The organism is Streptomyces tendae (assembly GCF_014650435.1).
In the GTDB taxonomy this organism is placed as follows: domain Bacteria; phylum Actinomycetota; class Actinomycetes; order Streptomycetales; family Streptomycetaceae; genus Streptomyces; species Streptomyces tendae.
The window spans coordinates 207,088-227,459 of the sequence record NZ_BMUY01000014.1; the positions used below are offsets into that span (position 1 = coordinate 207,088).

The window sequence follows — 20,372 nt, forward strand, 5'->3', positions numbered from 1 at the left end:
TCAGAAGCCGCCGCCGAAGTCCCCTCCGCCGCCGAAACCGCCGCCACCGCCGAAGTCCCCGCCGCCGAAGCCGCCCCCGAAGTCCCCGGGGTCGAAGTCGCCGCCCGAGACGTCGCCGCCCTCGTAGCCGCCGAAGTCGCCGTACCCGGTGCCGTAACCGGCTCCGTAGGCGGGTCCCGCCATCATGCTGCCGAGCATGGTGCCGACCAGCAGCCCGGGCAGGATGCCGCCGCCGAAGTAGCCGCCCGCCCAGGGGCCGTAGGCCGGGCCCGCGTCCCAGTAGGGACGGCGGCCGTAATCGGTGTCCACCTCGCGGATCATCGGGTCCCGGCCGTCGGACAGCCGGGCCTGGTCGGCCGCGCAGACCGGGACCCGGCGCGTGGTGCCGCCCGGCGGGGTCCAGGTGGCGTCGGCGACCGAAGGGCCGTGGCGCGGGTCGAAGAAGCAGGGCGGCCTGCGCTCGGGCAGCGGCCTGCCCTCGCGGCGGGCGGCCAGCTGCGCGAGCGAGAAGCGGCCGTCCTCCACCGCCTGGGTGACGGCGCGCACGTCCTCCGGTTTGCGGGCGTCGGCCATATAGGTCTTGGCCTGCTCGTAGGCGTCGAGGGCGCGTTCGTAGTCCGCCCGCATCGCGTCGTCGGCGCCCGGTTCCGCCGGGTGGAAGTCCAGGCGGTCCAGCTCCTCGCCGAACGCCGTGATGTCCTCGTCGACCACCACCCGCAGCCGCTCCAGGGCCGCCCGCTGCTCCGCCTCGCGGCGGTGGCGGCTGCGCCGGGAGACCGCGTAGACGCCCGCGCCGCCCAGGACCACCACCGCGCCCGCGGTGATCAGGGCGCCCGTGGGCGCGGAGCCGCCGCCGGAGTCCCAGGACGAGGGGGCGGAGCCGCGCACGCTGCGCAGCGCGTCGTCGACGAAGTCGTTCAGCTGGGCCTTGGGATCGCCCGCGCCCTGGACGGCGGTGACCAGGTTCTGCACGCCCTGGCGGCTCAGCACGCTGCTGTCGGCGCGGGCGTCGAAGCGGTCGCCGAGCCGGACGCCGTACAGACCGGTGATGCCGGTCTCGGTGCGCAGGTTCTGGAAGAGGTTCTCGGTCGGGTAGCCGGCCGGAAGGACCGCCACGAAGACGGGTTCGCCCGCGTCCTCGATCTTGTGGGCGAGCGCGTCCGCGTCCGACTTGGACAGCAGGTCGGAGGCGGCCGGGTCCACGTACACGGGACTCTCGCGCAGGGCCTCGCCGATCTCGGAGACGTCGGTCTGCGCCTGCTCACCGGACGCACCGGACCCACCGGACGCACCGGCCAGCAGCACCGCCAGCGCGGCGACGACCGGCGCGACCAGGAGGCGTATGAGGAACCGAGCACGAACGCCCTTCATACGTTCGAACGTACCCGAACGGGTCTCAATCAGACATAAAGAGCGAGGGCATCATGTGCCGGGCTCACTCGGCGGGCGCGACCCCCGCCCGCAGCAGCCCGTACGTGTAGGCGTCCTCCAGGGCCTGCCACGAGGCGGCGATGACGTTCTCCGCGACGCCCACCGTGGCCCACTCCCCCGTGCCGTCCGAGGTGGAGATGAGGACCCTGGTCGTGGACTGGGTGCCGTGCACGCCCTCCAGGATGCGGACCTTGTAGTCGACCAGGTCGAGCTTGGCCAGCTCGGGGTAGATCTTCTCCAGGGCGACGCGCAGCGACCGGTCCAGGGCGTTGACCGGGCCGTTTCCCTCGGCGGTGGCGACGATGCGCTCGCCCTTGGCCCAGAGTTTGACGGTGGCCTCGTTGGCGTGGCTGCCGTCGGGGCGGTCCTCGGTGATCGCGCGCCAGGACTCGACGTCGAAGTACTTCAGCGGCCTGCCCTCGGCCTCGGCGCGCAGCAGCAGCTCGAAGCTGGCGTCGGCGGCCTCGTAGGTGTAGCCCGCCAGCTCGCGCTCCTTGACCCGCTCGACGACCCGGCCGACCAGCTCGCGGTCGCCGCCGAGGTCGATGCCGAGTTCCTTGCCCTTGAGCTCGATGGAGGCGCGTCCCGCCATGTCGGAGACCAGCATCCGCATGGTGTTGCCGACCAGCTCGGGGTCGATGTGCTGGTAGAGGTCCGGGTCCACCTTGATCGCGGAGGCGTGCAGGCCGGCCTTGTGCGCGAAGGCGGAGACGCCCACGTACGGCTGGTGGGTGGAGGGGGTGAGGTTGACGACCTCGGCGATGGCGTGGGAGATCCGGGTCATCTCGCGCAGCCGGCCCTCGGGCAGGACCTGCTTGCCGTACTTCAGCTCCAGGGCGGCCACGACCGGGAACAGGTTGGCGTTGCCCACCCGCTCGCCGTAGCCGTTGGCCGTGCACTGGACGTGGGTGGCGCCCGCGTCGACCGCGGCGAGGGTGTTGGCGACGGCGCAGCCGGTGTCGTCCTGGGCGTGGATGCCGAGCCGGGCGCCGGTGTCGGCCAGCACCGTGGCGACCACGGCCTGGATCTGCGCCGGGAGCATGCCGCCGTTGGTGTCGCACAGGATGACGACGTCGGCGCCGGCTTCCGAGGCGGTGCGCACGACGGACTTGGCGTACTCGGGGTTGGCGCGGTAGCCGTCGAAGAAGTGCTCGCAGTCGACGAACACCCGGCGGCCCCGCGCCTTGAGGTGGGAGACGGTGTCGGCGACCATCGCCAGGTTCTCGTCCAGCGTGGTGCGCAGGGCCAGCTCGACGTGCCGGTCGTGCGACTTGGCGACCAGGGTGATCACCTCGGCGCCGGACTCGAGCAGCGCCCTGACCTGGTGGTCCTCGGCGGCGGTGGCGCCCGCCCGGCGGGTGGAGCCGAAGGCGACCAGCTGGGCGTGCCGGAAGTCGATCTCCTCTTGGGCGCGGGCGAAGAACTCGGTGTCCCGCGGGTTGGCGCCGGGCCAGCCGCCCTCGATGAAGCCCACACCGAAGTCGTCCAGGTGCCGTGCGATGGCCAGCTTGTCCGCGACCGTGAGGTTGATGCCCTCGCGCTGCGCGCCGTCGCGCAGGGTGGTGTCGAAGACGTGGAACGAATCGTCGAGTTCGCTGGTTGCGGTCATGATCTGAAGGCTCCTGTATGGGATCTCGGTCTACCGGAATGACCGGTTCCACCGTCCGTCTATGATCCCTCGCGCTCTCTTCCCGGCTCGGGGTGGGCCAGGAAAGCGAAAAACCTCTCGCGGGTGCGAGAGGTCTGCGCGCGGGTCGAGGACGACGGTGTCCACCCGTACCTGGTCGTACGTGGTGGTCACTGCGGACCGGCGCGCCTGCTGCCAATAATCATGGCGAACGAGAGCACGGTGGCAGTCTGGCACATTCCGTCCCCCTGTCCACCGCCCGTCTCAGGATGCGAGCGACGGGCGTCCGGATCAGGACCGTGGCAGGAGCCCCTCGGCGAGGAACTCCCGTGCGTGGCCCAGCGCCTGCGCCCGGTCCGTCCCGCGCAGGCCGATCGCCACGTGAATGGCGAAGCCGTCGAGCAGGGCCCGCAGCCGGGACGCGAAACGGTCGGGGTCCACGGGCCGGAACTCGCCGCGCGAGATGCCCTCCGCGAGCAGGGCGACCAGGTCGCGGTGCCAGGCGCCCTCGATGGCGGCCTGCCGGTCGCGGGCCTCGTCGGGGGCGTTCTGCGAGCGGTTCCACACCTCCAGCCACAGCGTCCAGTGCGGGTCGCGGTGGCCGTCCGGGACGTACAGGTCGACGTAGGCGTCGAGGCGTTCCCGGGCGGTGCCGGGCCGGGTGAGCAGACGGCCGCGCTCGGCGCCGAGGCGGCCCTCGCTCCACTCCAGGGTGCGCAGCAGCAGTTCGTCCTTGGAGCCGAAGTAGTACAGGAGGTGGCCGCTGCTCATGCCGACCTCGCGGCCGAGCGCCGCCATGGTCAGTTTCTCCAGGCCGCGCTCGGCGATCATCTCCATGGCGGCGGCGAGCACGTCCTCGCGCGGCGGGGCCTGCCTGCGCCCACCACCGGCCATCTCCACTCCCGGGTCTTCTAGGTCGAGTAGGTCCTCGGCTGCTGCTGCGTGATGCAGTGGATGCCTCCGCCACCCGCGAAGATCGTACGCGCGTCGACCAGGGTCACCGTCCGGTCGGGGAACAGGCGGCGGAGGATGCCCGCCGCCCGTTCGTCGTTCGGGTCGCCGAAGGCGCACAGGACGACACCGTCGTTGCACAGGTAGTGGTTGATGTACGAGTAGTCGACCCAGCCGCCCTGCTCGTCCTTCAGGACCGTCGGGGCGGGGACCTCGACCACCTCCAGACGGCGTCCCTTGGCGTCGCTCTGGCCGCGGAGGATCTCCAGGTACAGCTGTGAGCGCTCGTGGTCGGGGTGCCGGGGGTCTCGCTGGCTGTGCACGAGGACGGTGCCCGGCCGTGCGAAGGCCGCGACGATGTCGACGTGGCCCTGGGTCCCGTACCTGCCGTAGTCGCCGCTCAGCCCGTGCGGGAGCCAGATCGCCCTGGTGGTGCCGAGCTTGGCGTGGATCTCGGCCTCGACCTCCTCACGGGTCAGGCCGGGGTTGCGGCCGGAGCCGAGCTGGACGGTGTCGGTCAGCAGGACCGTGCCCTCGCCGTCGACGTGGATCGCGCCGCCCTCGTTGACGAGGGTGCTGCTCAGCACGGGGGCGCCGGCGAGGTCCGCGACGTGGCGGGCGATCTTGGCGTCGTGCTCCCAGCGGGCCCAGTCCTGGGCGCCCCAGCCGTTGAACACCCAGTCCACGGCGGCCAGTTGGCCCCTCCCGTCCGTCACGAAGGTCGGGCCGATGTCCCGCATCCAGGCGTCGTCCAGCTCGCGCTCCACCAGGTCGACGTCCGGGCCGAGCAGCTCACGCGCCGTGGCGCCCTGGCCGGGTCCGTGCACCATCGTCACCGGCTCGAAGCGGCGCACCGCGCGGGCGACGCGGGCCCAGGCCGCACGGGCCTCGGCCAGCTCCTCGTCGTCGGTGAACGTCGAGTTGGGGCCGGGCCAGGCCATCCAGGTGCGTTCGTGCGGAGCCCACTCGGGAGGCATGCGGAAGGTCATGGAGGTGTCCCAGGAGGTCGGAGGAGGAGGACGGAGGGAGGCGAAGAAGAACGCCGGCGGAAGGCCAGAGGTAGGCCAGCAGTAGGCCAGAGGTAGGTCAGAGGTAGGTCAGAGGAAGTAGAGGCGGTTGAGCGAGACCGATTCGGCGGGTTCGGAGCGCAGCGGGTCGCCGTCGAGGGTGACCAGGCCCGTGCGCTGGTCGACGTCGACCGCGCCGGTACGGGAGTTCAGGCGCAGGTCGGCGGGGCCGATGCCGCGGGTGCCGCGCACGGCGACCCGGCGGCGGCGGGTGGGCATGGTGTCGTGCCCCTGGTCGAGGGCGGCCTGTGCCACGAAGGCCACCGATATCTCGGCGGGCGTGGCACCGTGCGCGCCGAACTGGGGCCCGAGGACCAGCGGTTCGCAGGTGTCGGTGGCCGCGTTCGGGTCGCCGACCACGCCGTACGCCGGGAAGCCCGACTTGAGGACCAGCTGCGGCTTGGCCCCGAAGTACTCCGGGCGCCACAGCACGATGTCGGCGAGCTTGCCGACCTCGATGGAGCCGACCTCGTGCGCGAGGCCGTGGGCAATGGCGGGGTTGATGGTCAGCTTGGCGATGTAGCGCAGGACGCGCTCGTTGTCGTGGTCGTCCGGCGCGCCGAACTGGGCCTTCATCTTGCCGGCCATGGCGAAGGTGCGGCGGACGGTCTCGCCGGCCCGGCCCATGCCCTGCGCGTCGGAGGAGGTGATGCCGATGGCGCCCAGGTCGTGCAGCACGTCCTCGGCGCCCATGGTCCCGGCGCGGATGCGGTCGCGGGCCATGGCGGCGTCGCCCGGCAGGTCGGTCTTCAGGTCGTGGACGGAGACGATCATGCCGTAGTGCTCGGCGACCGCGTCCCGGCCGAAGGGCAGGGTGGGGTTGGTGGAGGAGCCGATGATGTTCGGGACGCCGGCCATCTTCAGCACGTTGGGGACGTGTCCGCCGCCGCAGCCCTCGATGTGGAAGGCGTGGATGGTGCGGCCCTCCAGGACCCGGAGGGTGTCCTCCACGGAGAGGCATTCGTTGAGGCCGTCGCTGTGCAGGGCGACCTGGACGTCGTGCTCCTCGGCGACGCGCAGCGCGCTGTCCAGGGCGCGGGTGTGGGCGCCCATGTCCTCGTGCACCTTGAAGCCGGACGCCCCACCCTCGGCCAGCGCCTCGACCAGCGGGGCGTCGTGGGAGGACGAACCCCGGCCCAGGAAGCCGATGTTGACCGGCCAGGCGTCGAAGGCGCCGAACGCGTGCTTCAGCGCCCAGGGCGAGTTGACGCCGACGCCCCAGACCGGGCCGAACTCCTGGCCGATGATCGTCGTCACGCCGGAGGCGAGGGACGCCTCCATGATGCGCGGGGAGAGCAGGTGGACGTGGGTGTCCACGGCCCCGGCGGTGGCGACGAGGCCCTCGCCGGACACGATCGAGGTGCCGGTGCCGACCACGACGTCGACGCCGTCGAGGGTGTCGGGGTTCCCGGCCCGGCCGATGGCGTGGATGCGCCCCTCGCGGATGCCGATCGACACCTTCCGGATGCCCTGCACGGCGTCGATCACGACCACGTTGCTGATCACGACGTCGCAGGTGTCGCGCACGGCGGCGGCCTTGAGGTGCAGTCCGTCACGGGCGGTCTTGCCGAAACCGGCGAGGAACTCGTCCCCGTACCGCTGGGCGTCGGACTCGACGCGGACCACCAGGCCCGAGTCGCCGAGGCGGAACCGGTCACCGGCGCGCGGGCCGTGGGTGGCGGCGTAGGCGTACGGGTCGATGTCCGTGCTCATCGGTCTGCTCCCAGATATCCGCATGCGGCGGCCCGGCGCAGGGCCTCTTCCCTGGCACCCGGTGCGTCCAGCGCGCCGTCGACCAGCCCGGCGAAGCCGATGGCGACGCGTGCGCCGCCGATCGGCACCAGCCCCACCTCGACGCGCTCGCCGGGGCCGAAGCGGACCGAGGATCCGGCGGGCACGGCCAGGCGCATGCCGTAGGCCCGCTCACGGTCGAAGTCCAGGCGCGGGTTGGCCTCGAAGAAGTGGAAGTGGGAGGTCACGGAGACGGGCACGGTCGCGGTGTTGGTGACCGGGAGCCGCAGCGCCGCCACGGGTTCGGCGTGTGCGCGTCCCGGCAGCAGGGCGCCGGGGGCGTCGGCGCCGAGCCCGCCGCCCGCGACGGGGTCGGTGACGACCGCGAGGCGGGAGCCGTCGTCGAAGACGGCCTCCACGTGCACCTCGGTGACCACGTCCGCGACGCCGGGCAGCACGTCGTCCGGGCCGAGCACGGACCGGGCGCGCTCGACGGCCTCGGCGAGGCGGGCTCCGTCGCGGGCGGCCTCGCACACGGTGTCCGCGATCAGCGCGGTCGCCTCCGGCACGTTCAGCCTGAGCCCGCGGGCCCGGCGGGCGCGGGCCAGCTCCGCCGCCCCGAACAGCAGCAGCCGGTCACGTTCCGTGGGGGTCAGTCTCACGTCGCGGCACCTCCTCACTTCTCCTGATTTAGAGCATCACTCTAAACGCAAATCTCACCCTAGACACGAATTACAGGCAACGGAACCGTTGACTGACAGCGGGGGCAGACGTCACATTGAACGTCGCTCTAACATCACTCCACCCCTCAGGCGGCCGTCGAAGGAGACCAGCCATGCCGATAGAACAGCGCGGAGTCGACACCATCCCGGAGGCGGAACGCACCAGCGGGCCCCGGGACCTGGTCTCGATCCTGCTGGGGTCCAACCTCTGCCTGGGCGTGATCGTCTTCGGCTGGCTGCCGCCGTCCTTCGGCCTCGGCTGGTGGGCGTCGGTGAGCTCGGTGGTCGCGGGGACGCTCGTCGGCACGCTGTTCACGGCCCCGCTGGCCCTGATCTCCCTGCGTACCGGCACCAACCTGTCCACGTCCTCCGGCGCCCAGTTCGGCGTGCGCGGGCGACTGGTGGGCTCGGTGGTCGGACTGCTGCTGGCCCTCGGCTACACCGCGCTGACCGTGTGGATCGGCGGGGACGTGATGGCGGGCGTGCTCGGACGGCTCTTCGGCCTGCCACAGGGCGGTGCGACATACGCCGTCGTCTACGGACTGCTGGCCGCCGCGACCGTCGCCGGCGCGGTCTACGGCTACCGGGTGCTGCTCGCCATGTCCCGGGTGCTGGCCTACGGCATGACCGCGCTGCTGGCGCTGGGCGTGATCGCCTACGCGCCCGACTTCACCACCGCCGCGCTGCCGGAGGCGGGCGGGTATCTGCTGGGCGGGTTCTGGCCGACGTGGCTGCTGGCGGCGGTGGCCGCGGGACTGTCCGGGCCGATCGCCTTCATCACACTGCTCGGCGACTACACCCGCTACATCTCACCGGCCCGCTTCTCCTCCCGCCGGGTGCTGCACGCGACCTGGCTGGGGCTGACGCTGGGGCTGCTGGTCCCGCAGCTCTTCGGCACCTTCACGGCGTACGCCGCCCGCGCCGCCCTGGACTACGCGGGGCCGCTGGTCGACGCCGCCCCCACCTGGTACCTGGTCCCGCTGCTGCTGGCCGCCTCGGCCGGCTCGGTCGGCAACGCGGGGCTGATGCTGTACTCGATGGGCCTGGACCTGGACGCGATCCTGCCGCGCGCCTCCCGCGCCCGCGCCACCTGCGCCGTCGCCGTGGTCGCCACGGCCTGCGTCTTCGCCGGGCACTACGCCTGGCAGGCGCAGTCGGCGATGACGTCCTTCGTGCTGCTGCTGACGGCGATCGGCACCCCGTGGGCGGTCATCACGATGATCGGCTCGGTGCGCTGCGACGGGGTGTACGACGCGGACGCCCTCCAGGTCTTCAACCGCCGGGCGCGGGGCGGGATCTACTGGTACCGCTCCGGCTGGAACGTCCCTGCGACGGCCGCCTGGGCGGTGGGCGCGGTGGTCGGCGTGCTCGCGGTCTCCCTGCCGTCGTACGAGGGCCCGCTGCTGTTCCTCACCGGCGGGGTGGACTGCAGCTTCCTGCTGTCGGGGCTGGTGGGCGGGGTGGTGTACGTGCTGTTGCCGCAGCCCCGGGCTGCCTCGCCGGAGGAGCCCGGGGTCGGGAATCTCAGCCCGTCTGGGGGTACCTCCCACGCCCTCTAGGCAGTGGGGGAGTTTGAGGACGAGGCCGTTCAGGCCGAAGCGGGGGTCTGGGGGCGGCAGCCCCCAGCGGCCCGCACCCACGCCGGGGTCGCGTCAGGCCAGCGTGTGCATCCACCCGTGCATGTCCGCGACAGTGCCCCGCTGGATGTCGAGCAGCGCGTCCCGCAGCCGCTGCGTCACCTCGCCCGGCTCGCCCCCGCTCTGCTGCCACTCGGCGCCGGTCCGCTTGACCGTGCCGACCGGCGTGATCACGGCGGCGGTCCCGCAGGCGAAGACCTCGGTGAGGGTGCCGTTCTCCGAGTCGCGCTGCCACTGGTCGACCGAGACACGGCCCTCCTCGGCCTCGTAGCCGAGGTCACGGGCGACGGTGAGCAGGGAGTCGCGGGTGACGCCCTCCAGGATGGAGCCGGTGAGGGTGGGCGTGATGATCTTGTTGCCGTACACGAAGTAGAGGTTCATGCCGCCCAGTTCCTCGACCCACTTGCGCTCGATGGCGTCGAGGTAGCAGACCTGGTCGCAGCCCTTGGTCGCCGCTTCCGCCTGCGCGAGCAGCGACGCCGCGTAGTTCCCGCCGGTCTTGGCGTCGCCCATGCCGCCGGGGACGGCGCGGACCCGGTCCTCGGAGACCCAGATGGAGACCGGCTTGACCCCGCCCGGGAAGTAGGCGCCGGCCGGGGAGGCGATGACGAGGAAGAGGTACTCGTTGGCGGGCTTGACGCCCAGGCCGACCTCGGTGGCGATCATGAAGGGGCGCAGGTAGAGCGACTCCTCGCCGCCGTGCGCCGGGACCCACTTCTCGTCCTGCCCGACCAGCGCGTCGCAGGCTTCGATGAAGGTGTCCACCGGAAGCTCGGGCATGCCCAGGCGGCGCGAGGACGCCTGGAAGCGGGCGCCGTTCTTCTCCGGGCGGAAGGTGGCGACGGAGCCGTCGGGCCGCCGGTATGCCTTCAGTCCCTCGAAGATCTCCTGCGCGTAGTGCAGGACCATGGTGGCCGGGTCGAGGGAGAGCGGTGCGTACGGCACGAGCTGGCCGTCGTGCCAGCCGCGGCCCTCGGTCCACTTGATCGTCACCATGTGGTCGGTGAAGTGGCGGCCGAACCCGGGGTTGGCCAGAATCTCCGCGCGCTCGGAGTCCGAGAGCGGGTTGGCGGAGGGCTTGAGCTCGATCGTGGGCGTCGTCATGGGTGGCTGTCCTTCACCGGTTCGTATTGTGACGGGCCGCGGTCACGCCCGTACGGCCGGTGGCCGGTGCTAGGACGTCCGAGCATTCCCTCAAGTCGCGGCTTTCGCGTTCGATTATCGCGCGCGGCCCGCGACGGGCGAAACGGGGTGAATGCGGTCCAGGGTTCGATGGTCGCACCTGGCGGACGCAGGAGAAAGCCGCCGGGTGCCTTGTTTTTCGGACCCGGCGGCTTCGAAAGGTTGGATTTCGAGTGCGCCGGGTCAGCCGGCTACTCGTACGGCGAGCGCGTCGCCGATCTCGGAGGTGCTCCGGGCGGGCAGGCCGCCGCGCTCGCCGAGGTCGGCGGAGACGGCTTCCTCGATCCGGGCGGCCTCGTCCTCGTACCCGAGGTGGCGCAGCAGCAGGGCGACGGACAGGACCGTGGCGGTGGGGTCGGCCTTGCCCTGGCCGGCGATGTCCGGCGCGGAGCCGTGCACCGGCTCGAACATCGAGGGGAAGTCGCCGGCCGGGTTGATGTTCCCGCTGGCGGCGACGCCGATGCCGCCGGAGACGGCCGCGGCGAGGTCGGTGATGATGTCGCCGAAGAGGTTGTCGGTGACGATCACGTCGAACCGGGCCGGGTCGGTGACCAGGTAGATGGTCGCGGCGTCGACGTGGATGTAGTCGGTGGTGACCTCGGGGAACTCCACCGCGACCTTGTTGAAGATGTTGGTCCACAGGTGGCCCGCGAAGGTCAGCACGTTGTTCTTGTGGACCAGCGTGAGCTTCTTGCGGGGGCGGGCCTGGGCGCGGGCGAAGGCGTCGCGGACGACGCGCTCGACGCCGTAGGCCGTGTTGACGGAGACCTCGGTGGCGACCTCGTGCTCGGTGCCCTTGCGGATGGTGCCGCCGTTGCCCGTGTACGGACCCTCGGTGCCCTCGCGGACGACGACGAAGTCGATCTCGGGCTGACCGGCGAGCGGGGTGGCGACGCCGGGCAGGAGCTTGCTCGGCCGCAGGTTGACGTGGTGGTCGAAGGCGAAGCGGAGCTTGAGCAGGAAGCCGCGCTCCAGCACGCCGGACGGCACCGACGGGTCACCGATCGCGCCGAGCAGGATGGCGTCGTGCGCCTTGAGGGCGTCGAGGTCGGCGTCGGTGAGGGTCTCACCGGTGGCGTGGTAGCGCCGGGCGCCGAAGTCGAATTCCTTGGTCTCCAGCTTCACATCCTGCGGAAGGACGGCGGAGAGGACCTTGAGACCCTCGGCCACGACCTCCTGGCCGATGCCGTCACCGGGAATCACTGCGAGATTGAGGCTGCGAGACATGACGGCACCCTATCGCTCGTCCCACGGGATGACATGAGGCGTCCGCCATGCGGACGCCACAGTCGTCCGCGCGGCTCAGTGGCCGGTGGCGCCGCCGTTGTCCCGGCGGTCGAGGGAGCGCTGGAGGGCGGCCGCGGCGTTCTTGCGGTCGGAGTCGCTGGTACGGGAGAGGTGGCGGACTCGGCGGCGGACGGTCGTCTCGGCCATGGGAATCGACTCCTTCGGCACAAAGGGAGCACGGAAAGCGAGGGTGGTGTCAGACGCCGGAAGGGGCGGGGAGCACGGTGCCGCAGGGGTTGCCTGCACGGGCACGGGCTCACGACCGCCATTCGCTCGATCGAGCGGGACGTTCGGCTCCTACAAAACTAAGGGAGCGCGGAGCGTCTGTCTCCACAATTACTCGGACTTCCTACTATCTGAGACAGTGCCTTGACTCACACGTCCCCCACCTGCGAAAACGCCCGGCGGGCCAGGTCGGTCGACCTGGCCCGCCGGGCGCTTCGCACGCGGGCGTCAGCCCATGTGCGGGTACGTGTAGTCGGTCGGCGCGACCAGCGTCTCCTTGATGGCGCGGGTCAGCGTCCAGCGCATCAGGTTCTGCGGGGCACCGGCCTTGTCGTTGGTGCCGGAGGCACGGCCGCCGCCGAAGGGCTGCTGGCCGACGACGGCGCCGGTCGACTTGTCGTTGATGTAGAAGTTGCCGGCCGCGTAGCGCAGCTTCTCCATCGTGTACGCGGCCGCCGCACGGTCGTTGGAGATGACCGAGCCGGTGAGCGCGTAGTCCGACACCGACTCCATCTGGGTCAGCATCGCGTCGTACGCGCCGTCGGCGCTGTCGTCGTACACGTGCACGGCGAGGAAGGGACCGAAGTACTCGGTGCGGAAGACCTCGTTCTCCGGGTCGGTGCACTCGACGACCGTCGGGCGGACGAAGTAGCCGACCGAGTCGTCGTAGGAGCCGCCCGCGACGATCGTGCAGGTCTCGTCCGCCTTGGCACGGTCGATGGCGGCCTTGTTCTTGGCGAAGGACCGCTCGTCGATGACGGCGCCCATGAAGTTCGACAGGTCGGTGACGTCACCCATGGTGAGGTAGTCGACCTCGGCGGCGAACTCCTCCTTGAACCCGTCGTTCCAGATCGACGCCGGAATGTACGCGCGGGAGGTGGCGCTGCACTTCTGGCCCTGGTACTCGAAGGCACCGCGGGTCAGCGCGGTCTTGAGCACGGCGCGGTCGGCGCTCGGGTGGGCGACCAGGAAGTCCTTGCCGCCGGTCTCGCCGACCAGGCGCGGGTAGGTGCGGTACTTCTCGATGTTGTTGCCGACCGTCTTCCACAGGTGCTGGAAGGTCTTGGTCGAGCCGGTGAAGTGGATGCCCGCGAGGTCCCGGTGCTCCAGGGCGACCTCGGAGACCGCGATGCCGTCGCCGGTGACCAGGTTGATGACGCCCTTGGGCAGCCCGGCCTCCTCCAGGAGCTGCATGAGCAGCACGGCGGCGTGGGTCTGCGTCGGGGACGGCTTCCAGACCACCACGTTGCCCATCAGGGCCGGAGCGGTGGGCAGGTTGGCCGCGATCGCGCTGAAGTTGAACGGCGTGATCGCGTAGACGAAGCCCTCCAGCGGGCGGTGGTCCATGCGGTTCCACACGCCCTGGGAGTTGGCCGGGGGCTGCTCGGCCAGGATGTTGCGGGCGTAGTGGACGTTGAAGCGCCAGAAGTCGATCAGCTCGCAGGGGCTGTCGATCTCGGCCTGCTGGGCGGTCTTGGACTGGCCGAGCATGGTGGAGGCGGCGATGGTCTCGCGCCACGGGCCGGACAGCAGCTCGGCGGCGCGCAGGATGATCGCCGCGCGGTCGTCGAAGGACATCGCGCGCCACGCGGGGGCGGCGGCCAGGGCGGCGTCGATCGCGTCCTGGGCGTCCTGCTGCGTGGCGTTGGCGTACGTGCCCAGGCGGGACTTGTGGTTGTGCGGCTGCACGACGTCGAAGCGCTCGCCGCCACCCATCCGCTTGACGCCACCGATCGTGCAGGGCAGGTCGACCGGGTTGTCGGCCAGCTCCTTGAGCTTGGCCTCAAGACGGGCACGCTCGGGCGAACCGGGCGCGTAGCCGTGCACCGGCTCGTTGACGGGGGTGGGGACCTGGGTCACAGCGTCCATGGGTTCCGTAACTCCTTTAACTGAGCGGTCTTGCGAGCGGGTGGGCTCAGCCCTTGCTGACCATCGAGCGGGCGAAGAACCGGAGGTTGGCCGGCTTCTCCGCCAGACGGCGCATGAAGTAGCCGTACCAGTCGGTGCCGTACGCGGTGTACACGCGCATGCGGTGGCCCTCGGCGGCCAGCCGCAGGTGCTCGTCGCCCCGGATGCCGTACAGCATCTGGAACTCGTACTCGTCGAGCTTGCGTCCGGCCGTGCGGGCCAGCTCCTGGCCGATGGAGATCAGGCGCGGGTCGTGCGACCCGATCATCGGGTAGCCCTCGCCCTCCATCAGCGTGCGCAGGACGCGGACGTACGCCTTGTCGATCTCGTGGCGCTGCTGGTACGCGACCTCGGCGGGCTCCTTGTAGGCGCCCTTCACCAACCGTACGCGAGAGCCGCTGTCGGCGAGGCGGCGCGCGTCGGCCTCGGTGCGGAAGAGGTATGCCTGGATGACGCAGCCGGTCTGCGGGAAGTCCTTCCGCAGCTCCTCGTGGATGGCGAACATCGAGTCGAGGGTCGTGTGGTCCTCGGCGTCGAGCGTGACGGTGGTGCCGATCTCGGCGGCGGCCTCGACGACCGGGCGGACGTTGTTCAGGGCCAGCTCGTGGCCGCCCTCCAGCGCCTGGCCGAACATGGAGAGCTTGACGGACATCTCGGCGCGGGTGCCGAGCTCCAGCGGCTTGAGCCGGTCGATCAGCTCCAGGTAGGCGTCGCGGGCGGCCTCGGCCTGCGCGGGGGTGGTGATGTCCTCGCCGACGACGTCCATCGTCAGTTCCAGGCCCTGATCGGTCAGCTCCCGGATGATCGGCACGATCTGGTCGACCGTCTCGCCGGGGATGAACCGGTCGACGACCGGCTTGGTCACGGGCGCGGCCGAGACGAGACGACGCATCCGGTCGCTGCGGGACGCGGCGAGAATCACGGGACCCAGCACGGGGCACCTCCACTTACCAACCAACACAGGGGCCGCTGCCCGACGAAGGGGGAACGGCACGGAGAACCACCGTGAAATCTAAGGATGCTCCCGATCGTGGGCCATCGACAGCTGTCACGCATCCGTGCCGCGGATCTCAGACAGATGTATGAAGGGCGCTCGCATATGCGGCAGAATGCCCGGGTGACGTCCGATTCCAGAGGTTCCGCAGGCACCGGTGGTACGCGTGGTGACTACCAGGAGCTGGTCGACGAGCTGTCCGAGCTGCTGGGCGCCCCCGCCACCCTGGAGAACCGCGACTTCGAGCTGATCGCCTTCGGCGCCTACGACAGCGAGGGCGACCTCGACCCCTCCGCCCTGGATCCGGTGCGCACCCGCTCGATCCTCACCCGGCGCTCCACGGCGGCGGTGCGGGCCTGGTTCGAGAGCTTCGGCATCACCCGCGCGACCGGCCCGGTCCGCATCCCGCCGACCCCCGAGGCGGGCGTCTACCGGGGACGCACCTGCCTGCCGGTACGCCATCGGGGTGTGGTCCTCGGCTACGTCTGGCTCCTGGACACCGACCCGGGCCCGACCGAGCGGCAGCTGGCGGCGGCCATGGAGGTCACGGCGCGGATCGGCGCGCTGCTCGCCGACGAGGCGCAGCACGGCGCGGACCTGAGCCGGGAGCTGCGGGCGGTGCTGACCGCCGAGCGGGACTGGCAGCGGGACATGGCCGTGGCGGAACTGCGCAGCGCGCTGGGGCAGCGGGCGGACACCCCGCACGCGGTGGTCTGCGTGGCGCCCTGGCCCTCGGCCGACCCGGACGACGCGCCCTCGGTCCGTACGGTGCCGGGCGCGACGGCGTTGTGCACGGTGCCGTGGGGGGTGTCGGCCGTGTCGCTCGCGCTGCTGGTCCGGCTGCGCTCGGTGGAGGTGCAGACCCCGGCGACGTCGGCGGCGGGGCGACTGCTGGAGCGGGCGGGGACGGCCACGGGCCGGGGCGGCCCGGCGGGGGGCGCCGCGGCCGGTGTCTCGGCGCCGCGCACGGGTCTCGCCGACCTGGGGGCGGCGTGGTCGGAGGCGTCGGCGGCGGCCCGGGCGGCGCGGGCGGAGGAGCGGTTCGGGCCGGTCGCGCAGTGGACGTCGATCGGGGCGTTCCGCCTGCTGACCTCGCTGCCCCCGCGCTCAGCCGACGATCCCGCCGTACGTGCCCTGCTCTCCCCCGCCCACCGCGAACTCGCCCGCACGGCGGAGGTGTACCTGGACTGCGCGGGCCAGGCCGGCCGCACCGCCGCCGAGCTGGGCGTCCACCGCCAGACGCTGTACTACCGGCTGTCCCGCGTCGAACAGCTCACGGGCCTGGACCTGGACGACGGCGAAGACCGGCTGCTGCTGCACATGGCGCTCAAGGCGCGTCGCCTGTAGCGGCCCCGATCACCCGGCGCAGGCCCTCGGTCAGCGCGTCGGCGTCGGGTGCGCTCTTCGGGTCGAAGTTCCACTGGGCGATGAGGCCGGTCATCAGGGTGACGTAGAAGGCGCCCAGGGTGTCCGTCGTCTCGTCCGTGACGTCCTCCTCCCTGCCGCCCATGAGCAGGGGGATGATGCCGCGTGCCGCCTCGCGCTGGGCGCGGCCGAGGTGGTCGCGCAGCTCGGGCATCCGGTCGCCCATGACCAGCACTTCCATGCTGAGGCGCCAGATGGAGCCGGGCTCCCGCATGGTGCCGATGACGTTGGACCACACCTGCTGGAACCGCTCGATGGAGCCCGGTTCGGTGTCGTCCAGAGCGGGGCCCTCCCCTTCGAAGGCGCCCCCCATCCCCTCGATCAGCTCGGTGTACGCCTGGGCGAGCAGGACGTCCTTCGACCCGTAGTGGTAGCCGATGGACGCCAGGTTGGTCCCCGACTCCTTGACGATGTCCCGCGCGGTCGTGCGCGTGAACCCCTTCTCCAGCAGGCAGCGCTTGGCGCCCTCGAGCAGATCCTCACGGTGTCCCATGCGCCCACCCTACCCGCACCTTCATACGCACGTCTTAAACAATGTTCTAGACAGCCGTATAAGACGTGCGTACAGTCGCCGTCATGACAACGAACCCGTCCCGCGCAGGGCGCCGCGAGTGGATCGCGCTCGCCGTGTTGATGCTCCCGCTGCTGCTGGTCTCGATGGACGTCTCCGTCCTGTTCTTCGCGATCCCGGAGATCAGCGCCGATCTGGAACCGAGCGGCACCCAGCAGTTGTGGATCTTCGACATCTACGGCTTCGTACTGGCCGGCCTCCTGATGACGATGGGGTCCCTGGGCGACCGCATCGGCCGTCGCAGACTGCTCCTCGTCGGCGCGGCCGCCTTCGGCGCGGCTTCCCTGCTCGCGGCCTACGCGCACACCGCCGAGACCCTGATCGCCGCCCGCGCGGTCCTCGGCATCGGCGGCGCCACCCTGATGCCGTCGACGATGGCGCTGGTCCGCACGATGTTCACCGACCCCGCCCAGCGGGCGAAGGCGATCGGGCTGTGGTCCGGGGTGATGACCGCCGGGATCGCGCTCGGCTCGGTGATGAGCGGCGTCCTCGTGGAGCACTTCTGGTGGGGCTCGGTCTTCCTGGTGAACCTGCCCGCGATGGCGCTGCTGCTGATCCTCGGCCCGGTACTGCTTCCGGAGTCCAAGAACCCCTCACCCGGCCGCTTCGACATGGTGAGCGTCCCGCTGTCGATGGCGGCGGTCCTGCCCGTGGTCTACGGCCTCAAGGAGCTGCCCTCCGAGGGCTGGAACGTGCGCTACGTCGTCTCGATCACCGTCGGTCTGCTCTTCGCGGCGCTGTTCGTGCACCGCCAGCGCACCGCGGCCTCGCCGATGATCTCGCCCGCCCTCTTCCGCGGGCGCGGTTTCACCCCGGCCGTCGTCCTCAACCTGGTGTCGGCCTTCGGGATGATGGGGTCCTCCTACTTCACCACCCAGTACCTCCAGTCCGTGCTGGACAAGAGCGCGCTGGAGGCCGCGCTGTGGGCCCTGCTGCCGTCGGTCTTCATCGGCGTCGCCGCGCCGCTCGCCATGCGGCTGGTCCAGCTGGGTGTGGAGCGGGCGCACGTGGTGGCGGGCGGTTTCGTGGTCGCGGCGTGCGGTTACGCGCTCCTGGCCTGCGCCGGCACCGACTCCCTGTGGCTGGTGCTGGCGGCCTGCGGCGTCATGGCGGGCGGCATCGTCGCGGTGATGTCGCAGCTCACCGACCTGGCGCTCAGCTCGGCCCCGGTGGAGAAGGCGGGCGCGGCGTCCTCCCTGATGGAGACCGGCACCGAGTTCGGCGGCGCGTTGAGCATGGCGGTCCTGGGCTCCGTCGGTACGGCCGTCTACCACCACGAGATGCCGGCCTCGGCACCGGACGCGGCTCGGGAAACCCTGGGCGGCGCGCTGTCGGTCGCCGCCCGGCTGCCGGGGTCCGCGGGAGAGGCCCTGGCGACGGCGGCGCGGGAGGCCTTCACCGACGGCATGCGGGGCGCCGCGATCGCGGGCGCGGTGCTCCTGTTGGCGGCGGCGCTCCCGGCGGCGCGCGCACTGCGCGGCATCCGGGTGCGCGAGAACGCGGCCACGGAAAACGCCGGACAGGCTGACTCACTCAGCCCGTCTGGGGGTACCTCCCACGCCCTCTAGGCAGTGGGGGAGTTTGAGGACGAGGCCCCTTCAGGGCCGTGAGCGGGGTCCCGGGGGCGGCGGCCCCCGGGTACGGCCGCCTCAGACGAGGTTGACGGACCGGGCGGACGTCGCCCCGATCTCCGCCGAGACCTCCGCCAGAACACCGGAGGGCACCGTGTCGTCGACGGTCAGTACGGCGAGCGCCTCGCCGCCCACCGTCGCACGGGCCACCTGCATGCCGGCGATGTTGATGCCGGCCTCGCCGATGACACGGCCGACGGTGCCGACGACGCCGGGGCGGTCCTCGTAGCGCAGGACGACCATGTGGTCGGCGAGGGCGAGGTCCACGTCGTACTCGCCGACGGCGACGATCTTCTGCAGGTGCTTGGGGCCGGCCAGCGTGCCGGAGACCGACACCTCCTCGCCGTCCGCGAGGGTGCCGCGCACGGTGACGACGTTGCGGTGCTCGGGCGACTCGGAGCTGGTGGTCAGGCGGACCTCGACACCGCGCTCCTGGGCAAACAGCGGGGCGTTGACGTAGGAGACGGTCTCGTCGACGACGTCCTCGAAGACGCCCTTGAGGGCGGACAGCTCCAGCACCTTCACGTCGTGCTGGGTGATCTCGCCGTAGACCTCGACGTCGAGACGGACGGCGACCTCACCGGCGAGCGCGGTGAAGATGCGGCCGAGGCGCTCGGCGAGCGGCAGGCCCGGCTTGACGTCCTCGGCGATGACACCGCCCTGGACGTTGACCGCGTCGGGGACCAGCTCACCGGCGAGCGCGAGGCGCACCGACTTGGCGACGGCGATGCCGGCCTTCTCCTGGGCCTCGTCGGTGGAGGCGCCGAGGTGCGGGGTGCAGACGACCTGGTCGAACTCGAACAGCGGCGAGTCGGTGCAGGGCTCCTTGGCGTACACGTCCAGGCCGGCGCCGGCGACGCGGCCCTCCTTGAGCGCCGAGTACAGCGCCTCCTCGTCGACGATGCCGCCGCGCGCGGCGTTGACGATGCGGACGCTCGGCTTGACCTTGCGCAGCGCCTCGTCGCCGATCAGGCCGAGAGTCTCGGGGGTCTTCGGGAGGTGGACGGTGATGAAGTCGGAGACCTCGAGCAGCTCGTCCAGGGACAGCACCTTGACGCCCATCTGCGCGGCCCGCGCGGGCTGCACGTAGGGGTCGTAGGCGACGACCTTCATGCCGAAGGCCGACATGCGCTGGGCGACGAGGGCGCCGATGCGGCCGAGGCCGACGACGCCGAGGGTCTTCTCGGCCAGCTCGACACCGGTGTACTTGCTGCGCTTCCACTCGCCGTTCTTCAGCGCGGCGTTGGCCTGCGGGATGTTGCGGGCGGTGGCGACGATCAGGCCGCAGGCCAGCTCGGCGGCGGTGACGATGTTGGAGGTCGGGGCGTTGACCACCATCACGCCGGCCTTGGTGGCGGCGGAGACGTCCACGTTGTCCAGGCCGACCCCGGCGCGGGCGACGACCTTGAGCTTCTTGGCGGCGGCGACGGCCTCGGCGTCGACCTTGGTGGCGGAGCGGACCAGGATCGCGTCCACGTCGGCGATGGCGGGGAGCAGTTCGGCCCTGTCCGCGCCGTTGCACTGGCGGATCTCGAAGTCGGGGCCGAGCGCGTCCACGGTCGCGGGCGACAGCTCTTCAGCGATGAGTACGACGGGTTTCGAGCTCACGTGAGTCCTCACAAGTCCAATGCGGACGGCCGTCCCGACGGCCGCATGCGGAGGGTTGCTAGCCGCGTGGAAGACGCACGACGCTGTGGGCCTGACGCGTATGTGTTCAGCAGTCTAGTGGCGTGGCGGGCAGTGTCCTGCGCCGCTGCGGAAGCATCACCCGGAAGTGGATCCCGCGGGGGGTGCCGGGCGCGCCGGGCACCCCCCGCGGGGCGAAGACCTACGCCTCTTCGTCGACCCAGCTCATGAGCTTGCGCAGCTCCTTGCCGGTGGTCTCGAGGAGGTGCTCGGAGTCCTGCTTCTTGTACTCGTTGTACTTCTTCAGACCGCCGTGGTACTCGTCCATCCAGTTCTTGGCGAAGGTGCCGTCCTGGA

At 71.3% G+C, this 20,372-nt stretch carries 16 protein-coding genes and 1 pseudogene; 3 read left to right on the forward strand and 14 right to left on the reverse strand.

Annotated features, from left to right (window positions below):
- From IE258_RS31865 to ureA, 6 genes are all read right to left on the reverse strand, one after another.
- On the reverse strand, positions 1-1,371 hold the full coding sequence (locus IE258_RS31865) for a hypothetical protein (RefSeq protein WP_189749187.1): 1,371 nt from the start codon (positions 1,369-1,371) through the stop codon (positions 1-3).
- A 64-nt stretch (positions 1,372-1,435) separates the two neighbouring features.
- A complete protein-coding gene (cimA, locus tag IE258_RS31870) occupies positions 1,436-3,040 on the reverse strand; it encodes a citramalate synthase (protein WP_189749188.1) in 1,605 nt (534 codons plus the stop codon).
- A gap of 309 nt (positions 3,041-3,349) precedes the next feature.
- A complete protein-coding gene (locus tag IE258_RS31875) occupies positions 3,350-3,952 on the reverse strand; it encodes a TetR/AcrR family transcriptional regulator (RefSeq protein WP_159330463.1) in 603 nt (200 codons plus the stop codon).
- Between the two features lie 17 nt (positions 3,953-3,969).
- Positions 3,970-4,998 (reverse strand): agmatine deiminase family protein, encoded by a 1,029-nt coding sequence (locus IE258_RS31880; RefSeq protein WP_189749189.1) that lies wholly within the window; start codon positions 4,996-4,998, stop codon positions 3,970-3,972.
- Between the two features lie 108 nt (positions 4,999-5,106).
- On the reverse strand, positions 5,107-6,789 hold the full coding sequence (locus IE258_RS31885; protein ID WP_189749190.1) for an urease subunit alpha: 1,683 nt from the start codon (positions 6,787-6,789) through the stop codon (positions 5,107-5,109).
- A complete protein-coding gene (gene ureA, locus IE258_RS31890) occupies positions 6,786-7,469 on the reverse strand; it encodes an urease subunit gamma (protein ID WP_189749191.1) in 684 nt (227 codons plus the stop codon). Before ureA ends, IE258_RS31885 begins: the two co-directional genes overlap by 4 nt.
- Before the next feature lie 173 nt (positions 7,470-7,642).
- Here ureA and IE258_RS31895 point away from each other — a divergent pair, with 173 nt between their 5' ends.
- Positions 7,643-9,088, forward strand: coding sequence for a cytosine permease (locus tag IE258_RS31895; protein ID WP_189749192.1), 1,446 nt, complete (start codon positions 7,643-7,645; stop codon positions 9,086-9,088).
- A gap of 93 nt (positions 9,089-9,181) precedes the next feature.
- Here the strand turns inward: IE258_RS31895 and IE258_RS31900 are convergent, their stop codons facing one another.
- From IE258_RS31900 to IE258_RS31915, 5 genes are all read right to left on the reverse strand, one after another.
- The gene (locus IE258_RS31900) at positions 9,182-10,270 is read right to left on the reverse strand and encodes a branched-chain amino acid aminotransferase (protein WP_189749193.1); all 1,089 of its coding nucleotides are present in this window, start codon (positions 10,268-10,270) and stop codon (positions 9,182-9,184) included.
- Between the two features lie 261 nt (positions 10,271-10,531).
- Complete coding sequence (locus IE258_RS31905) at positions 10,532-11,575, reverse strand: 3-isopropylmalate dehydrogenase (RefSeq protein ID WP_189749194.1); 1,044 nt, start codon at positions 11,573-11,575, stop codon at positions 10,532-10,534.
- A 75-nt stretch (positions 11,576-11,650) separates the two neighbouring features.
- The gene (locus tag IE258_RS41795) at positions 11,651-11,782 is read right to left on the reverse strand and encodes a hypothetical protein (RefSeq protein WP_011030289.1); all 132 of its coding nucleotides are present in this window, start codon (positions 11,780-11,782) and stop codon (positions 11,651-11,653) included.
- A gap of 306 nt (positions 11,783-12,088) precedes the next feature.
- Positions 12,089-13,729, reverse strand: coding sequence for an L-glutamate gamma-semialdehyde dehydrogenase (gene pruA / locus IE258_RS31910; protein ID WP_189749195.1), 1,641 nt, complete (start codon positions 13,727-13,729; stop codon positions 12,089-12,091).
- 46 nt (positions 13,730-13,775) lie between these two features.
- Positions 13,776-14,702, reverse strand: a complete 927-nt coding sequence (locus IE258_RS31915) for a proline dehydrogenase family protein (protein ID WP_189749196.1) — start codon at positions 14,700-14,702, stop codon at positions 13,776-13,778.
- 165 nt (positions 14,703-14,867) lie between these two features.
- Here IE258_RS31915 and IE258_RS31920 point away from each other — a divergent pair, with 165 nt between their 5' ends.
- On the forward strand, positions 14,868-16,109 hold the full coding sequence (locus IE258_RS31920; RefSeq protein ID WP_189749197.1) for a PucR family transcriptional regulator: 1,242 nt from the start codon (positions 14,868-14,870) through the stop codon (positions 16,107-16,109).
- On the opposite strand, the gene IE258_RS31925 is transcribed toward IE258_RS31920, so the two are convergent.
- Positions 16,090-16,680, reverse strand: a complete 591-nt coding sequence (locus IE258_RS31925) for a TetR/AcrR family transcriptional regulator (RefSeq protein WP_189749198.1) — start codon at positions 16,678-16,680, stop codon at positions 16,090-16,092. The genes IE258_RS31920 and IE258_RS31925 overlap by 20 nt on opposite strands.
- 83 nt (positions 16,681-16,763) lie before the next feature.
- On the opposite strand from IE258_RS31925, the gene IE258_RS31930 reads away from it, so the two are divergent.
- On the forward strand, positions 16,764-18,326 hold the full coding sequence (locus IE258_RS31930; protein ID WP_189749199.1) for an MFS transporter: 1,563 nt from the start codon (positions 16,764-16,766) through the stop codon (positions 18,324-18,326).
- A gap of 81 nt (positions 18,327-18,407) precedes the next feature.
- Here the strand turns inward: IE258_RS31930 and serA are convergent, their stop codons facing one another.
- Together serA and IE258_RS31940 are read right to left on the reverse strand one after the other, a co-directional pair.
- Positions 18,408-19,997, reverse strand: coding sequence for a phosphoglycerate dehydrogenase (gene serA / locus IE258_RS31935; RefSeq protein WP_127896301.1), 1,590 nt, complete (start codon positions 19,995-19,997; stop codon positions 18,408-18,410).
- 220 nt (positions 19,998-20,217) lie between these two features.
- Positions 20,218-20,372 (reverse strand): annotated as a pseudogene (locus IE258_RS31940) (ketol-acid reductoisomerase); the annotation flags it as partial.

What these genes read in the sequence shown, in the direction of transcription:
- cimA (WP_189749188.1), bottom strand. Translation starts at nt 3,040, where the DNA reads ATGACCGCAACCAGCGAACTCGACGATTCGTTCCACGTCTTCGACACC.
- IE258_RS31885 (WP_189749190.1), bottom strand. Translation starts at nt 6,789, where the DNA reads ATGAGCACGGACATCGACCCGTACGCCTACGCCGCCACCCACGGCCCG.
- IE258_RS31905 (WP_189749194.1), bottom strand. Translation starts at nt 11,575, where the DNA reads ATGTCTCGCAGCCTCAATCTCGCAGTGATTCCCGGTGACGGCATCGGC.
- IE258_RS31925 (WP_189749198.1), bottom strand. Translation starts at nt 16,680, where the DNA reads ATGGGACACCGTGAGGATCTGCTCGAGGGCGCCAAGCGCTGCCTGCTG.
- IE258_RS31880 (WP_189749189.1), bottom strand. Translation starts at nt 4,998, where the DNA reads ATGACCTTCCGCATGCCTCCCGAGTGGGCTCCGCACGAACGCACCTGG.
- IE258_RS31930 (WP_189749199.1), top strand. Translation starts at nt 16,764, where the DNA reads ATGACAACGAACCCGTCCCGCGCAGGGCGCCGCGAGTGGATCGCGCTC.
- pruA (WP_189749195.1), bottom strand. Translation starts at nt 13,729, where the DNA reads ATGGACGCTGTGACCCAGGTCCCCACCCCCGTCAACGAGCCGGTGCAC.
- IE258_RS41795 (WP_011030289.1), bottom strand. Translation starts at nt 11,782, where the DNA reads ATGGCCGAGACGACCGTCCGCCGCCGAGTCCGCCACCTCTCCCGTACC.
- IE258_RS31875 (WP_159330463.1), bottom strand. Translation starts at nt 3,952, where the DNA reads ATGGCCGGTGGTGGGCGCAGGCAGGCCCCGCCGCGCGAGGACGTGCTC.
- IE258_RS31895 (WP_189749192.1), top strand. Translation starts at nt 7,643, where the DNA reads ATGCCGATAGAACAGCGCGGAGTCGACACCATCCCGGAGGCGGAACGC.
- IE258_RS31900 (WP_189749193.1), bottom strand. Translation starts at nt 10,270, where the DNA reads ATGACGACGCCCACGATCGAGCTCAAGCCCTCCGCCAACCCGCTCTCG.
- IE258_RS31920 (WP_189749197.1), top strand. Translation starts at nt 14,868, where the DNA reads ATGCGGCAGAATGCCCGGGTGACGTCCGATTCCAGAGGTTCCGCAGGC.
- IE258_RS31865 (WP_189749187.1), bottom strand. Translation starts at nt 1,371, where the DNA reads ATGAAGGGCGTTCGTGCTCGGTTCCTCATACGCCTCCTGGTCGCGCCG.